Here is a 15,677-nt window from a genome sequence, read left to right as displayed (position 1 = left end):
ACCTGCTCCAAGCGGCTATCTTGGAGGCGAACCGTGACGATCGGGTGATCGCCATCGATATCGGGTCGTGAAGAAAAGCCGACCACCGTTCCTTTTTCGTTGACCGTAGCTCCTGACTGGCTGACGACGATGACAGCGACTATGGTGGAGACGAGAAGTATAACGGCGAAAATAGCTCCTGCTTCGCGCCGTAGTGCTGACCTCACTTGTTGCATACCCCCATCATAAGATCGGCCCCAATGCCCGCCAGTGGGCGAAAGCCGTCACCCTGACGCCAAGGTTTGTGGTCGGGTTAGAGACTGATGATGTCTGGCGCAAAGCGGTTGTTTAGAAACCCGCAGTCGCAGTCGCCTGCTGCGTGACCAACTGCCAGCGACCATCGCGTCTCACCCACACGTCCGTGAATCGTAAATACATTTCGCTATAATGGCCATAGGCGGTGCCGCCGAGATGGTCGACGCCGGTGACGACGGCTTTGTTGTCATAAGTCGTGATGTCGAGCGGGCCATGATCGATGAACTTGGGCTTGATCCTGCCGCTGGCGAACATCGCGATATCTGCGGCGCGGGACTGCACCTTGCCGTCCATCCCCTGAATACGCCGGTAGTGAGGCGTGCGCAGGCGCTCGATGCGTTGGATATATTCTTCAGCAGCGGTCAGTTTGACGGAGGCCGGGGCCTTTCCGGCTTTCCCCCAGGTGCGGGCTTTCTGACAGTCAGCTAAACCTAGCTCACCGAGAGTGACAAGATCCAGGCCGCCACGCCAGCCAACAAAAAACCCGGCCTGTTTTCACAGACCGGGCTCCTGTTGCACTAAACCCAATTCAGAAACGGCTTACTGAGCCTGCCCCGGAACCAAATTAACCGCAGCGTGCTTGCCGCGACGGTCGACTTCGAGTTCGAATTCGAGCCGGTCGCCTTCGTTCAGCGTGGTCATTCCGGCGCGTTCGACGGCGGAGATGTGGACGAACGCATCAGGTTGTCCGTCATCGCGCTGGATGAAGCCGAAGCCCTTCATCGCGTTGAAGAATTTGACCGTGCCGCTGGCCTTTTCACCGGTCAGCTCGCGTTGTGGTGCGCCACCGAAACCGCCGCCAGCACCACCGGCGCCACTGCGTGGCGCAGGCGCCGCGTCGCGATCGCGTGGCGGACCACGGTCGGTGACGGCCATTGGCTCGCCGTCGATCTTCAGGTCGGTCGCCGAAATGCGGCCGCCGCGGTCGACGAGCGTAAAGCCCAGGGGCTGTCCCTCTGCAAGTCCGGTCAGGCCGGCCTGTTCAACCGCAGAGATATGGACGAAAACGTCCTCTGCGCCATCGTCGCGGACAACGAAGCCAAAGCCCTTTTGTCCGTTGAAGAATTTTACGACGCCCGTGCCTTCACCGACAACCTGAGCTGGCATGCCGCCACGCGCACCGCCACCAGCGCCGCCGCCGGCAAATCCGCCACCGCCGCCGCTGCGGAACCCGCCGCCGCTGTTGCCGCCGCCGAAACGATCGCCGCCGCCACCGCCGAAGCGATCACCGCCGCCACCGCCGCCGAACCGGTCGCCGCCGCCAGCAAATCCGCCGCCGTAGCTGCTGCTGCCGCCGCCTTCATCGCCACCGAAGCTGTCGCGTTTGTCGCGTCCACGTCCGCCGCGTTCACCGCGACCACCTCTATTGAAACCCATGCCCTGCCGTACTCTTTCGAAAATATTCGCCCGCTTGCCGTATCGAGAACGCTGCACCGGACGGCGGGCAGCAGTTCCCCGGCGCGAATCCATTAAGCGCCAGCGAGTCGCAATACGCTAGTCATGCAAATCCTGCGAGCGATTTTGGATCATCCGGGAAAATGTGGCGATTAAAAGGCCGATTTTTGCGTTTAACGCCTCAGGTGTGACCGATACATCACTTGCCGCCGCAGTAGGCGTCATGCAAATGCACACGCATGACCGATCTCATCACGCTTTTTTCCGATCCGGCCGTCTGGGCCGCCCTGCTGACCCTGATTGTCATGGAAGTTGTGCTGGGGATCGACAATCTTGTCTTTATCGCGATCCTGTCGAACAAACTGCCCGTCGAAAACCGCGACCGTGTCCGGCGGATCGGCATCGGCCTGGCACTGGTCATGCGGCTGGCGCTGCTGTCGATGATCGCATGGATCGTCGGGCTGGTGCATCCGGTCTTTGACCTCGGCATCACGGGGACACTCGATCAGCACGGTACGCCCAGTTTCGAGACGGCGTTTTCGTGGCGCGACATCATCCTGCTGGTCGGTGGCCTGTTCCTGATGTGGAAGGCGACGACCGAGATTCACCACAGCACCGACGATCATGACAGCAACGATATGCTGGACAAGAAAAAGGGGCCGGTGATGCTCGGCATGGGTGCCGCGATCGTCCAGATCGTGATGCTCGATATCGTGTTCTCGGTCGATTCGATCCTGACGGCGGTCGGTATGACCGACCATCTGCCGGTGATGGTGATCGCGGTCGTCGTCGCGGTGGGCCTGATGCTGGTGGCCGCCGGGCCGCTGGGCAATTTCATCAACCGCAACCCCAGCGTTGTCATGCTGGCACTGGGTTTCCTGCTGATGATCGGCATGGTCCTGATCGCCGAAGCGCTGGGCGTGCACATCCCCAAAGGATATATTTACGCGGCCATGGCATTTTCGGGCGGAGTCGAGGCGTTGAACATGCGACAGCGCAATGTCCGCGCCAGGAAAAGCCCCGAGGAAACACTTTGACTGTCCATTTTCACGAGGAAGACCTGCCCGCCGACGCGCTGGGCGCGGGTGCCGTGGCCGTCGATACCGAGACGATGGGCCTGCATCCGGGCCGCGACCGGTTGTGTCTCGTCCAGATTTCGGACGGTGGCCCCGACGAGCATCTGGTGCGATTCGGTCCTGACAGCGACTTTGCGGCCCCCAATCTGCGGGCCGTCCTGACCGATCCTGCGCGAGTGAAGCTGTATCATTTCGCGCGCTTCGACCTGGCATCGATCCACGCCTATATGGGGGTCGTCGCCGGGCCGGTGTTCTGCACCAAGATCGCGTCGCGGCTGACCCGCACCTATACCGACCGTCACGGGCTGAAGGAACTGGTCCGCGAGATGCTGTGCACCGAGATTTCGAAGGCGCAGCAATCGTCCGACTGGGGCGCGCCGGTACTGACCGACGCCCAACGCGAATATGCCGCATCCGACGTCCGCTATCTTCATCGACTGAAGGACCAGTTCGAGGTCCGGCTGCTGCGCGAAGGGCGCACGGCGCTGGCCCAGGCCTGTTTCGACTTCCTCCCTGCCCGCGCGATGATCGACCTCGCCGGCTGGGATGATGTCGACATCTTTGCGCATATCTGAGTCGTCGCGACCGGTGTCCGAACTCGCCCGCCAGAACCAGGACGACCGTCGCCAATGGGCCGCGCCGGGCAGCCGCCACGACAGGATCATCCGGGTGGCCATGGTGATCCTGCCGTCGGCGATCGGCGCGCTGGCCGCCGTCCTGCTGATCGTGCCGCTGCTGGCGCGGAGCGAGGTCAGCTTCGTGCTGGACAAGGACAAGGTTGCGCTGGCGAAGGAACGATTGCGCGTCAGCGAGGCGCTGTATCGCGGTCAGGACAACAAGGGGCAGCCATTCACGCTGCATGCGGGCGGCGGGGTCCAGCAAACATCGAAGGTGCCCGTCATCCAGATGACCGACCTGTCGGCGCGGATGTTACTGGACGATGGCCCGGCGGTGCTGACCACGGTCCACGCAAATTACAACATGACGACCGAGAACATCCGGGTGCCGGGCGAAGTGCAGTTCAAATCGCAGGGCGGCTATAGCCTGACGACGAGCGGCGTCGGCGTCGATATGAAGACCCGCAAGATGGCGAGTGACGCGCCGGTTGCGGGCACGATGCCGCTCGGCACGTTCAGCGGCGACCGGATGCAGGCCGACCTGAACGGTCGCGTCGTCCGGCTGGACGGTCGCGCACGCTTGCATATCGTGCAGGGTGCGGCCAGAGCGAAACGATGACGATGCGACCGCTTTTCGCCCTTGGCATGATCGTGGGGGCCGCCCTGTCCGCAGCCCTGCCTGCGGGGGCGCAGGCGTTGAAGAATCACAACACCGATGCGCCTGTCGATTTCGCGGCCGACCGGATCGAGGTGCAGGATAAGGCCAATCGCGCCGTGTTTTCAGGCAACGTCCATGCAACGCAGGGCAATATGATCCTCGACGCCGCGCGCATGACCGTGGCCTATACCAACCAGAAGTCGGCAGGGAACCCAAGCGTCCAGCGCGTCGATGCGTCGGGCGGCGTCACCGTGCACAGCCCCGACCAGACCGCGCGCGGTAATTTCGGGATCTACGATCTGAACCGCCGGATTATCACCTTGCTGGGCGCGGTCACGCTGATCCAGGGGTCGAACACGGTGCGTGGCGGACGGCTGGTGATCGACCTGAACTCGGGCCGGTCGGTGATGGACGGCAGCGCGGTCGCGGGCGCGGCGGGCACGACGACCAGCGCCGGTGGGCGCGTCACCGGGCGGTTCACGGTGCCCGAGCGGAAATAGGCTGACTGTTGTCCGCCACATCGGACACGGTTGCTTCCACAAATCCTGCCAATTGTCGCATAGGCCATTTGCCGCATAGGGAAGGTTCGGGTAATACCAGGCCTGTCACGCGATGCTTAACATCTCACGGGAACCAGATGGCCGATACCGATAGTCTCGTCAGACCCCGTGGCACCTTCGTCCCCGAGATTCGGCTGGATGACGGGCTGTCGGTGGTCTCGATCGCAAAATCCTATGGCGGGCGTACCGTCCTGTCCGATGTGTCGCTGTCGATCGGGCGCGGCGAGGTGGTGGGCCTGCTGGGTCCCAACGGCGCGGGCAAGACGACGTGCTTTTATTCGATCATGGGGCTCGTAAAGCCCGATTCGGGGCGCATTCTGCTGGACGGGGCGGACATTACCGGGCTGCCGATGTATCGCCGCGCGGTGCTGGGACTTGGCTATCTGCCGCAGGAAACGTCGATCTTTCGCGGGATGACGGTGGCGGAAAACATCATGTCGGTGCTGGAACTCGCCGAACCCGACAAGGAAACGCGGCACACGCGGCTGGACGAGTTGCTGGGTGAATTCCGGCTTGACGGCCTGCGCGATTCGAACGCTACGGCGCTGTCGGGGGGCGAGCGGCGGCGCTGCGAAATCGCGCGGGCGCTGGCGGCGAACCCGTCGATCATGCTGCTCGACGAACCGTTCGCGGGGATCGACCCGATTTCAATCTCCGACATTCGCGACCTGATCATCCAGCTGAAAAAGCGGGGCATCGGGGTGTTGATCACCGACCATAATGTCCGCGAGACGCTCGACATCGTCGATCGTGCCTGCATCATCTACGACGGCCAGGTGCTGTTCGCTGGATCGCCCGAGGACCTGGTGGCCGATGAAAACGTGCGCCGCCTGTACCTCGGCGAGGGCTTTTCGCTTTAAGCATGAGCCCGTCCTCACCATGAGTCTGGGGCCACGCCTTGACCTGAGGCAGAGCCAGTCGCTGGTGATGACGCCCCAGTTGCAGCAGGCGATCAGGCTGCTGGCGCTCTCAAACCTCGAGGTCGAGACGTTCCTGGCGGAGGAAATCGAGAAGAACCCGTTGCTGGAGGGGGGCGGCCCCGAAGACAGCGACGCGCCGGTCGAGGCTGCCGCCCCCGCGGAGGCCGAACCCGTTGCCGATCTGGGCGAACCCACACCCGACGACGCTGACTTCTCAGAGGAAATTTTTCACCATGATGGCGCGAGCGACAGCGCGGGCTCGGGATCAGGGTCGGCGAGCGAGGACGGCATCGACTTCGACAGCTTTGCGGGCGCTGCGGAAACGCTGGCCGATCATCTGGTTGCGCAGGCGGGCGAGGTATTGGACGGAATCGACCTGGCCATTGCCACCCAGTTGATCGACGCTATCGACGAAGCGGGGTATCTGACAGTGACCCTGTTTGATGCCGCACAACGGCTGGGCGTGCCGACCGGCCAGGTCGAGGCGGTGCTGACGGTCATCCACGGCTTCGAACCGACCGGCGTCGGTGCGCGCAGTCTGTCCGAATGCCTGAGCCTGCAGGCGCGGGAGGCCGACCGCTACGACCCGTGCATGAAGGTGCTGCTCGACAATCTGGAGCTGCTGGCGGGCGGACGGATCGCGCACCTCCAGAGGCTGTGCGGTGTGGATGACGAGGACATGGCGGACATGATCCGAGAATTGCGCGGCTATGACCCGAAGCCCGGCCTGCGGTTCGGATCGGCCCCGGTCGTCGCGGTGACACCCGACCTATTCGTGAACCGGACCGCCAAGGGCTGGCGGGTCGAAATCAACAACGCCACCCTGCCCCGCGTGCTGGTGGACCGGCGCTATCATGCCGAACTGGCGCGCAGTGCCAGCGATCGCGAGGGGAAAGCGTGGCTGTCCGACGCACTGGCGAGCGCAAACTGGCTGATCAAGGCCCTCGACCAGCGGCAGCGCACGATCATCAAGGTCGCGACCGAGATCGTGAAGGCGCAGGAGGGTTTCTTCCTGCACGGCGTCGCGCACCTGAAGCCGCTAACGCTGCGGACGGTCGCCGATGCGGTGCAACTGCACGAATCGACGGTGAGTCGGGTGACGAGCAACAAATATCTGAGCTGCCCGCGCGGCACTTTCGAGCTGAAATATTTCTTTACCAGCGGTATCGGGTCGTCGGACGGCGGCGAGGCGTCGTCGGCGCTGGCGGTGAAAGCGGCGATCAAGACGCTGATCACGAGCGAAGCGGCGGATGCGATCCTCTCGGACGACACGCTGGTCGACCTGTTGCGGGACAAGGGTTTTGAGATTGCCCGGCGAACGGTCGCGAAATACCGCGAGGCGCTGGGCCTGGGATCATCGGTGCAGCGACGTCGTGCGCGCGCGATCGAGACGAAAGCGGCTTAGCAGGCGGGCAACCGCCGCCCCGGACACTGTCCTGGGGCGGGGCGTACAATCCAGCGATCAGATCTTGCTGAGGTGCGCCGACAGATACTTGTTCATTTCGAACATCGTGACCTTGTCGCGACCGAACACAGCCTTCAACTTGTCGTCGGCAACGATCTCACGCTTGTTGGCGGGGTTCTGCAAGTCGTGCTTCTTGATATATTCCCAAATCTTCGAGACCATCGCGCCACGGGTGACGGTGCCATCGCCGATCACGGCTGCGAGTTCCTTCGAAGGTTTCAGCGGTGTCTGAAGTGCATTGGGCTTCTTTTCGCCAGCAGGCTTCTTGTCTGCTGCTTTTTTTGCTGGAGCTACGGCCATGGAAATTTCCTCCCTGAAAAATGGCACTTTCATGTGCTGGCAGAGGGATGTCGGGCTGTCAGTGCTTCGTCAAGCACTACAGAGGGAAAAGCGGTATTTTTGGGGTGTTTACGGGTGATAAGGACCAAAATCAGCGATCAGCCCCCGCTCCGCCACGAAAATGCTGCGCCGCAACTCGTGAAAACCTGAAGCTCAGCGTCCCGCGACCGCCTGCTCGATGACACCGAAAATCGGACGGTGCCGGTCGTCGTCCATCCAGATGCGGACGGTGTCGCCCCCCTTCAGGAACGGCGTGGCGGCCGCGCCGTGCAGGATGGTTTCGACCGTACGAAGCTCGGCAATGCAGGAGTAGCCGAGGCCGCCCTCGCCGATTGACTTGCCCGGGCCGCCGCCACCATCGCGATTGGAAACGGTGCCCGATCCGATGATCGTTCCTGCACTCAAACTGCGGGTCTTGGCCAGATGCGCGATTAACGTCCCGAAGTCGAAGGTCATGTCGACACCAGCATCGGCCCGTCCGAACGGCTGGCCGTTCAGGTCGACGTTGAGCGCGCCGTGGAGCTTGCCATCGCGCCACCGGCCCCCAAGGGCGCTGGGGGTTACGAAAACCGGCGAAAACGCGCTCGCGGGCTTCGACTGGTAAAAGCCGAACCCCTTGCCAAGCTCCGCCGCGATCAGATTGCGAAGCGACACGTCGTTGGTCAGGCCGACCAGCCGGATCGCGGCCAGCGCATCGTCTCGGCTGGCCCCCTGCGGCACGTCGCCGGTAACGACGACAATTTCTGCCTCCATGTCGCAACCCCAGCTCTCGTCGGCCAGCGGTATGACATCGCGCGGCCCCAGAAACCCGTCTGACCCCCCCTGATAGACGAGCGGGTCGTGCCAAAAACTGTCGGGCATCTCCGCATTGCGTGCCTGCCGGACGAGCGCAACATGGTTCACATAGGCCGAACCGTCGGCCCACTGGTACGCGCGCGGCAAGGGCGCCGCCGCCAGCCGTTCGTGGAACCTCCGCATCGGGATCGCTTCATGCGCGAGATCGGTCGACAGCGCCTCCAGCGACGGTGCCAGCGCGTCCCAGTCGTCGAGCGCGGCCTGTAGCGTCGGGGCGATATGCTGTGCCTCTGCATACCAGGCAAGATCGTCCGACACGACAACCAGGCGACCGTCGCGTCCATGTTTCAAACTGGCAAGCTTCACTTTATTTTCGCTTTCGGAAAGTCGGCCCAGGCCGCGTCATAGTCGGGCTGTGCGGTTTCAAGGGCATGGGCGGTGGGACGGAAGGGCCAGCAGCTTTCGACCATGAACGCCATTGTTCCCTCGATCTTGTGCGGCGTCAGGTCCGCATCGGTTGCCGCGCGCCAGCTGACCGCATCGGGGCCGTGCGCGTTCATCATGTTGTGCAACGATAGTCCGCCGGGTGCAAATCCTTCTGCCTTGGCATCATAAGCGCCGGTGATCAGGCCCATTGCCTCGGACATGATGTTGCGGTGAAACCAGGGGGGGCGGAAGGTATTTTCAGCGACCATCCAGCGCGGCGGAAAAAACACGAAATCGGCATTGGCGCGGCCCGGCAGATCGCTGGGGCTGGTCAATACGGTGAAAATCGACGGGTCGGGGTGGTCGAAGCTGACGGTGCCGATGGTGTTGAAGCGGGCAAGGTCATATTTCCAGGGCGCGAGGTTGCCATGCCAGGCGACGACGTCGAGCGGGCTGTGGTCAAGAGTCGTCGTCCAGAGCGATCCCATGAATTTCTGTATGAGTTCGTGCGGGGTGTCGTCGTCTTCGTAAGCAGCGACGGGGGTCAGGAAATCGCGCGGGTTGGCGAGGCCGTTCGAACCGACGGGCCCCAGTTCGGGAAGGCGAAACAGGCTGCCGTGATTTTCGGCGACATAGCCATAGGCCGTACCGTCGGGCAGCAGCGCCCGAAAGCGGACGCCGCGCGGGATCATGCCGATCTCACCAGGCGACAGGTCGATGCGACCCATTTCCGTCAGCAGCGTCAGTCGGCCGTTTTGCGGAATGAACAGCAGTTCGCCGTCAGCATTGAAAAATGCGCGCGTCGTCATATCGGCGTTGGCGCGGTAAATGTGGACCGCCACCCCCTCCAGACTCGACGGATCGCGGTTGGCCAGCATCGTGGTCATGCCGTCGACCAGGTCGGTCGGCGTGTCCGAAAGCGGCAGCGGCGACCAACGTAGGCGGTTCGGAGGAAGCGGGTCGTCGATCGTACCGGGAGCAAATTGCTGCGCAGCATGATACGCAACAAAAGGGCGGTGGGCGGCGCTCGGACGGAGTCGATATACCCATGAGCGGCGGTTCTCGTGGCGCGGCGCGGTGAACGCGGTTCCCGAGATTTGCTCGGCATAAAGGCCGAACGGGGGACGTTGCGGCGAGTTCTGCCCAACCGGGAGTGCGCCGGGGATTGCCTCGGTCTGGAAATGATTACCGAAGCCGGATTGATAGTTTTGAGTCACGGCACTCTCCATTGATAAGCAAAACCTGCTTCCCCGTGCGAAGCGAGGGGCCCTGTCGAGCAGAGCGAGACCCCCTGATAAACAAAGCAATCTCGCTGCGCTCGATAGTGCCCCTCGCTCCGCGCGGGGAAGCGGTTAACCTGATTGGACGAAAGACCAGCGTCAGGCAGGTTCTTTCATCCCCGGAATCACACCGCGACGAACCTGATCGAGCTCAAGACTTTCGAACAGGGCCTTGAAATTGCCTTCGCCGAAACCGTCATTACCCTTGCGCTGGATGATCTCGAAAAAGATCGGCCCGACCATGTTCTCGGTAAAGATCTGGAGCAGCAAGCCACCGCCGGTTTCGGGTGCGCCGTCGATCAATACCCGGCGTTTGCGCATTTCGTCGACATCATGACCATGGCCGGGAAGCCGCGCGTCGATCATGTCGAAATAGCTTTCGGGACTGTCCTGGAAACGGATGCCGTTGGCACGCAGCCGGTCTACCGTTGCAAAGATGTCGTCGGTGGCAAGCGCGAGATGCTGGATACCCTCGCCCCGGTAGTCGCGAATGAATTCCTCGATCTGGCTGTGTTCGTCCTGGCTTTCGTTCAGGGGAATGCGGGTCTTGTCATCGGGCGCGGTCATCGCTTTTGAAAACAGGCCGGTCGATTGACCCTCGATGTCGAAATACCGGATTTCGCGAAAATCGAAGATGCGTTCGTAATAATCGCCCCAATAGGCCATCCGCCCGCGCTGAAGATTGTGCGTCAGGTGATCGAGGGTGTGCAGCCCGACGTCATGATCGGCCGGCGTTGCACCCGCCACCGGTTCGAAATCGATGTCATAAATAGAAGCGCCACCGCGCCTGTCGACCAGGTACAGGTTTGCACCGCCGATGCCCTCGATCGCCGGGATGTTCAGTTCCATCGGGCCGACGCGGCCCTCGACCGGGGTAGCACCGCGTTCGACCGCCAGCTTCATCGCGGCACGGGCGTCGGCAACCCGGAACGCCATCGCGTTGGCCGACGGGCCGTGCTTGCCGCGGAAGTCGGCAACCTGTCCAACCGGTTCCATGTTGAGCAGGAAGTTGATGTCCCCCTGGGCATAGCGCCGGACATTCTTCGAGCGATGCGTGCCGACATGCGTAAAGCCCATGGCAACGAACAAACCGGCAAGCGCTTCGGGTTCGGAACTAGTGAACTCGACGAATTCGAAACCGTCGAGGCCCATGTGATTGACGGCAGGTGTCTTTGTAACCGGCGTGGGATCGTTCATGTGAGTCTCCTATACCCCTGACTAGCAACTTGGCCTACGGGGTTCAAATTGCGTGGCTGAAACAAGGACGAGTGGTGCCGAAATTGCTGTTGCTGCCCGGGGACGGGATCGGCCCCGAAGTTTGTGCGCAGGTGCGCCGGGTCGCGGCGGCGCTGACCCCCGACATCGCGATTACCGAGGCCATCTATGGTGGAGCCAGCTATGACGCGCACGGCACCCCGCTGACCGATGACGTGCTGGCGCTGGCGCTAGCGGCCGATGCGGTGTTGCTTGGGGCCGTGGGCGGGCCGCAATGGACCGGCGTTGCACGGGGGTTGCGGCCCGAGATGGGGTTGCTAAAGCTGCGCAAGGAGATGGCGGTTTTTGCCAACCTTCGCCCTGCCCTGTGTTTCGACGCCCTGGCCGATGCATCTTCGCTGAAGCGTGAGATCGTGGCCGGTCTGGACATTATGATCGTCCGTGAACTGACCGGCGGCGTTTATTTCGGCGAGCCGCGCGGGATCGAGACGCTGCCGGACGGCCAGCGGCGCGGGTTCGATACGCAGGTCTATACGACGAGCGAGATCGAACGCGTGGCGCGCGTTGCGTTCGAACTGGCACGCGGGCGGAATAACCGGGTGACGTCGTGCGAAAAGTCCAACGTCATGGAATCGGGCGTTTTGTGGCGAGAGGTCGTTACCGACCTGCATGCGCGCGAATATGCGGACGTCACGCTAGAGCATATGCTGGCGGACAATGCCGCGATGCAACTGGTGCGGCGGCCGACGCAATTCGATGTGATCCTGACCGACAATCTGTTCGGCGACATATTGTCCGATGCGGCGAGCCAGGCGACCGGTTCGCTCGGGATGCTGCCGTCCGCTGCGCTGGGTGTGAAGGGGAAACCGGGCCTGTACGAACCGATCCACGGATCAGCCCCCGATATCGCGGGCAAAGGGGTGGCTAATCCCCTGGCCGCGATCCTCTCGTTCGAAATGGCATTGCGCTGGTCGTTCGGGCGCGGGGACGTTGCCGACCGGCTGTTCGCCGCGGTGACGAGTGCACTCAACGACGGTGCGCGGACGGGCGACGTTGGCGGGACGATGACAACGGTCGCGATGGGCGATGCCGTGCTGGCCGCGTTGGGCTAGCCCCGCAGCTTGAAGTTCAGGAAGTCGGGCAGCGGGCCGTTCCAGCCATCGTCGGGTTCATCGTCCGAAACTAGAGCTTGGCGCGGTGCCGGGCGTGGTTCCCGCTCGGGCCGCGGTTCACGTTCCGCACGCGGTTCGCGCTCGGGCCGTGGCTCGCGTTCAGGCCGTGGTTCGCGGGCTTCGCGCGGGGGGCGCGGCGCGCGCGCTTCGGACGTGGCAGTTTCGTTTGGCTTGGCACCCGGACGCTTGCGCGCGCGGGTCTTTTTTTCGACCGGGGCGTCGGCTTCGGTCATCGCAGCAGGTGCGGGCGTCAGATCGGCCTTGCCGACGCGCGGGATCTTGGTCGAAGTCAGTTTTTCGATGTTGGCGACCGCCTCGGCATCCTCCGGGGTAGCGAGCGTGAACGCCTTGCCGGTCGCGCCAGCGCGTCCAGTACGTCCAATGCGGTGGACATAATCGTCCGGGTGCCAGGGCACGTCATAATTGACGACATGGCTGACCCCCTTCACGTCCAGACCGCGGGCGGCCACGTCGGAGGCGACCAGCACCGTGATCTCGCCTGCCTTGAAGCGGTCGAGTTCCTTGATCCGGTCACCCTGATCCATGTCGCCCTGAATCTGGCCCGCCTTGAACCCGGCGCGCGCCAGGCTGGTGGCAAGGTCGCGGACGGTGGTCTTGCGATTGGAGAATACGATCGCCGTCGTGACATCCTCGGCGCGCAGGATTTCCAGTAGCGCATCCTTTTTGCCGCGCGACGAACATTCGACGATGCGTTGTTCGATCTGGAGGTTGGCGCTGGCAGGCCGCGACACCTCGATCTGCTTAGGGTTGGACAGAAACTTGTCGGCCAGCTTCTTGATGACCGGCGGCATCGTCGCCGAAAACAGCAATGTCTGGCGATTCGCGGGCAGCTTGGTGCAGATTTCCTCGATATCGGGAATGAAGCCCATGTCCAGCATCCGGTCGGCCTCGTCGATCACCAGCAGCGAACAGCCGTTGAGCATGATCTTGCCGCGATTGAACAGGTCCATCAGGCGGCCAGGCGTCGCAATCAGGACGTCGACGCCCTTTTCGAGCGCGGCCAACTGGTCGCCCATCGAGACGCCGCCAATCAGCAGCGCCATCGAAAGCTTGTGATATTTCCCGTATTTCTCGAAGTTCTCGGCAACTTGTGCTGCCAGTTCGCGCGTCGGTTCGAGAATGAGCGAACGCGGCATGCGCGCCCGGCTGCGCCCCTCCGCCAGAATGTCGATCATGGGCAGGACGAAGCTGGCAGTCTTGCCAGTGCCTGTCTGCGCGATCCCGATGAGGTCGCGCATCATCAGCACGCTGGGAATGGCGCTCGCCTGGATCGCCGTCGGCTCGGTATAGCCGGACTCGTTCACAGCGCGGAGCAGCTGGTCGGAAAGGCCGAGATCGGCAAAATTCATGCTGGGTAGGTCATTCTGAGGCTGGTCACTATACTGTCCGGTGGGAAGGCGCTCTGGCGTTGTCGGCGGACCCGGTGAAAGTCAAGCAAAACACCCCGATCGGCACCACGCAATCGCGCGAGGATCGTCTTAGTGTTCGGGCACCAGTGTCCTGATCCTGACGATCTCGCACTGCCCCCCAGCGCGCGAGTGGATCGGATCGCGTCCCACGCAAATCTGTCCGTCCTCGGTCGGGCGGATGTAGAACCCGGAATAAAAGGCGATCGACGGGCAGGCATCCTCCAGATGCGCGCGATAGCGGCCGCCCCCTTTCAGAAAGAGGTCGATGCTGTCGGGCGTGGTGATCGCAAAGCCGCCGAGGCCCGTGGTGGCAATGCACTTGGGACCCTTTTTCTCACGCCAGCGCGGTCGAATCTCGGGTGGGGGCGCCGGGATGATACGGGTCGGAGGGATGCGGATGAAGATACGCCGCTGGATCGTCAGTTGCGCGTATTCCGCACCTTGCGGGTCGGCGGCAGGCGCGGGTTCGCGGCCCGTCGGCACGGTGCTTGTCGCCAAAGCGAGCAGGGCGTAGGCAAATAACGTCAATCGCGGGATCCACTCCGGCTGAGGCGCATGGGGTGTTATGGTTGAACAGGCGATTAATTCCGTCATTTCGGCGGCAAGACAAGTGCTGGGTCCACGGGGGCTCATCGAAGCTGCCGAAGACATCGCACCGTGGCTGACCGACTGGCGCGGACGCTATCACGGCGCGGCGGCGGCAATCCTTGCGCCCGCCACGACGACAGAAGTGGCCGCCATCGTCAGGCTGGCCGTTGAACACCGTGTCGCGCTGGTGCCGCAGGGGGGCAATACATCGATGGTGGGCGGGGCAACGCCGCCAGCCGATGGATCGGCGCTGATCGTGTCGCTCCGGCGGATGAATGCGATTCGCAAACTCGACGCGAAGGCTAACATCGTCACCGCAGAAGCAGGCGTGATCCTCGGCAATCTGCATGATGCCGCAGCAACGCAGGGTCGACGGTTCCCGTTGTCACTTGGCGCGAAAGGATCGGCGACGATCGGCGGTCTGGTCTCGACCAACGCGGGCGGCACGCAAGTATTGAGATTCGGGACGATGCGGTCGCTGGTGCTGGGGGTAGAGGCGGTCATGCCCGACGGATCGATCCATGACGGGCTCGCCGCGTTGCGAAAGGACAATCGCGGCTATGACCTGAACCAATTGCTCGTCGGGGCCGAGGGAACGCTGGGCATCGTCACCGCGGCGACCCTGCGGCTGGTGTCCGCGATTGTCGATCGGGCGGTCGCCTGGGTCGGGGTCGACGATCCCGCGATGGCGCTGAAACTGCTGCGCCTGATGGAAGACCAAGCGGGCGATGCGATCGAAAGTTTCGAAATACTGCCCAATGAGTCGCTGGCCGCAGTGCTGGCGCACATCCCCGGCACCCGCGCACCGCTTCAGGGGCAGCACGCCTGGCACGTCTTGATTGAATATGTCGGCGAAGGAGCCACCAATGCGCTTGCCGCACTGTTCCAGCACGGCCTGATCGAGGATGTTGTGGTATCATCGAACGAGGCGCAGGCAGAAGCTTTTTGGCGGATTCGTGATTCGATTTCAGAGGCAGAGCGGGCGACCGGACCGGCGATGCAGCACGATGTCTCGGTTCCCGTCGACGCCATGCCCGCCTTCATGATCGACGCGGCACAGGTGGTCGAACGCGCTTTTCCCGGCGTCCACGCCAGTGCATTTGGCCATCTTGGCGACGGCAACGTCCACTTCCATGTTCGCGCGCCGCAGGGGGTCGACGCCGGTTCGTGGGGCGCCACGGTGGGCGAGGCCGCAAGCCACATGGTTCACGACCTGGTCACAGCGGCCGGCGGGTCGATCTCTGCCGAACACGGTATTGGCCAGATGAAGCGTGAGGAACTGGTCCGCCTGTCACCGCCGTCCCGCATCGCCATGTTGCGCGCGATCAAGGGCGCAATCGACCCCCTGAACATCATGAATCCAGGCAAGCTCCTTTAACGTCGCGGACTTGCGCGCAGAGCCCCGCCGACCTAGGGCGGCGCCGATCTTTCGCCACAGTATCCGGAG

General features: G+C 63.0%; 17 protein-coding genes. 8 read left to right on the top strand and 9 right to left on the bottom strand.

The window, feature by feature from the left end; translation table 11 throughout:
* The 3 genes from Q0R02_RS09210 to Q0R02_RS09200 form a co-directional block, all read right to left on the bottom strand.
* A partial coding sequence (locus Q0R02_RS09210; RefSeq protein WP_293882646.1) for a hypothetical protein occupies window positions 1-215 on the bottom strand: 215 nt, incomplete at its 3' end.
* A gap of 112 nt (window positions 216-327) precedes the next feature.
* The gene (locus Q0R02_RS09205) at window positions 328-630 is read right to left on the bottom strand and encodes a nuclear transport factor 2 family protein (RefSeq protein ID WP_293882663.1); all 303 of its coding nucleotides are present in this window, start codon (window positions 628-630) and stop codon (window positions 328-330) included.
* Window positions 631-834: 204 nt separating this feature from the next.
* Entirely contained in the window at window positions 835-1,671 is an 837-nt protein-coding gene (locus tag Q0R02_RS09200) for a cold-shock protein (RefSeq protein ID WP_293882643.1), read from the bottom strand.
* 257 nt (window positions 1,672-1,928) lie between these two features.
* Between Q0R02_RS09200 and Q0R02_RS09195 the strand changes: the two genes are divergently transcribed.
* The 6 genes from Q0R02_RS09195 (at window position 1,929) to rpoN (ending at window position 6,925) form a co-directional block, all read left to right on the top strand.
* Complete coding sequence (locus tag Q0R02_RS09195; RefSeq protein ID WP_293882640.1) at window positions 1,929-2,726, top strand: TerC family protein; 798 nt, start codon at window positions 1,929-1,931, stop codon at window positions 2,724-2,726.
* Window positions 2,723-3,340: a ribonuclease D gene (locus tag Q0R02_RS09190; protein ID WP_293882637.1), complete on the top strand. Its 618-nt coding sequence runs from the start codon at window positions 2,723-2,725 to the stop codon at window positions 3,338-3,340. The genes Q0R02_RS09195 and Q0R02_RS09190 overlap by 4 nt, the downstream gene beginning before the upstream one ends.
* 13 nt (window positions 3,341-3,353) lie before the next feature.
* The gene (lptC, locus tag Q0R02_RS09185; RefSeq protein ID WP_293882635.1) at window positions 3,354-4,001 is read left to right on the top strand and encodes an LPS export ABC transporter periplasmic protein LptC; all 648 of its coding nucleotides are present in this window, start codon (window positions 3,354-3,356) and stop codon (window positions 3,999-4,001) included.
* 2 nt (window positions 4,002-4,003) lie between these two features.
* Entirely contained in the window at window positions 4,004-4,540 is a 537-nt protein-coding gene (locus Q0R02_RS09180; RefSeq protein ID WP_293882661.1) for an LptA/OstA family protein, read from the top strand.
* A 137-nt stretch (window positions 4,541-4,677) separates the two neighbouring features.
* The gene (lptB, locus tag Q0R02_RS09175; protein ID WP_293882633.1) at window positions 4,678-5,460 is read left to right on the top strand and encodes an LPS export ABC transporter ATP-binding protein; all 783 of its coding nucleotides are present in this window, start codon (window positions 4,678-4,680) and stop codon (window positions 5,458-5,460) included.
* Window positions 5,461-5,479: 19 nt separating this feature from the next.
* Window positions 5,480-6,925: an RNA polymerase factor sigma-54 gene (gene rpoN, locus Q0R02_RS09170; RefSeq protein WP_293882630.1), complete on the top strand. Its 1,446-nt coding sequence runs from the start codon at window positions 5,480-5,482 to the stop codon at window positions 6,923-6,925.
* A gap of 57 nt (window positions 6,926-6,982) precedes the next feature.
* On the opposite strand, the gene Q0R02_RS09165 is transcribed toward rpoN, so the two are convergent.
* From Q0R02_RS09165 to hppD, 4 genes are all read right to left on the bottom strand, one after another.
* Complete coding sequence (locus Q0R02_RS09165) at window positions 6,983-7,285, bottom strand: SWIB/MDM2 domain-containing protein (protein WP_293882627.1); 303 nt, start codon at window positions 7,283-7,285, stop codon at window positions 6,983-6,985.
* Window positions 7,286-7,477: 192 nt separating this feature from the next.
* A complete protein-coding gene (locus Q0R02_RS09160) occupies window positions 7,478-8,485 on the bottom strand; it encodes a fumarylacetoacetate hydrolase family protein (RefSeq protein ID WP_293882625.1) in 1,008 nt (335 codons plus the stop codon).
* Window positions 8,482-9,762 carry a homogentisate 1,2-dioxygenase gene (hmgA, locus tag Q0R02_RS09155; protein WP_293882622.1) on the bottom strand — a complete coding sequence of 427 codons (1,281 nt, stop codon included), beginning with the start codon at window positions 9,760-9,762 and terminating at the stop codon, window positions 8,482-8,484. The genes Q0R02_RS09160 and hmgA overlap by 4 nt, the downstream gene beginning before the upstream one ends.
* A gap of 162 nt (window positions 9,763-9,924) precedes the next feature.
* Window positions 9,925-11,022, bottom strand: a complete 1,098-nt coding sequence (hppD, locus tag Q0R02_RS09150; protein ID WP_293882620.1) for a 4-hydroxyphenylpyruvate dioxygenase — start codon at window positions 11,020-11,022, stop codon at window positions 9,925-9,927.
* Window positions 11,023-11,093: 71 nt separating this feature from the next.
* Between hppD and leuB the strand changes: the two genes are divergently transcribed.
* Window positions 11,094-12,152, top strand: coding sequence for a 3-isopropylmalate dehydrogenase (gene leuB, locus Q0R02_RS09145; RefSeq protein ID WP_293882659.1), 1,059 nt, complete (start codon window positions 11,094-11,096; stop codon window positions 12,150-12,152).
* Here the strand turns inward: leuB and Q0R02_RS09140 are convergent.
* Both Q0R02_RS09140 and Q0R02_RS09135 read right to left on the bottom strand, forming a co-directional pair.
* On the bottom strand, window positions 12,149-13,582 hold the full coding sequence (locus Q0R02_RS09140; RefSeq protein WP_293882617.1) for a DEAD/DEAH box helicase: 1,434 nt from the start codon (window positions 13,580-13,582) through the stop codon (window positions 12,149-12,151). The two genes, leuB and Q0R02_RS09140, sit on opposite strands and share 4 nt — an antisense overlap.
* Before the next feature lie 129 nt (window positions 13,583-13,711).
* On the bottom strand, window positions 13,712-14,170 hold the full coding sequence (locus Q0R02_RS09135) for a hypothetical protein (protein WP_293882615.1): 459 nt from the start codon (window positions 14,168-14,170) through the stop codon (window positions 13,712-13,714).
* 37 nt (window positions 14,171-14,207) lie between these two features.
* On the opposite strand from Q0R02_RS09135, the gene Q0R02_RS09130 reads away from it, so the two are divergent.
* Complete coding sequence (locus tag Q0R02_RS09130; RefSeq protein WP_293882614.1) at window positions 14,208-15,608, top strand: FAD-binding oxidoreductase; 1,401 nt, start codon at window positions 14,208-14,210, stop codon at window positions 15,606-15,608.
* Window positions 15,609-15,677 lie beyond the last annotated feature (69 nt).

The sequence above is a fragment of the Sphingomonas sp. genome, assembly GCF_025353885.1.
In the GTDB taxonomy this organism is placed as follows: Bacteria; Pseudomonadota; Alphaproteobacteria; order Sphingomonadales; family Sphingomonadaceae; genus Sphingomonas_O.
This window is presented reverse-complemented; position numbering and strand designations above follow the sequence as displayed.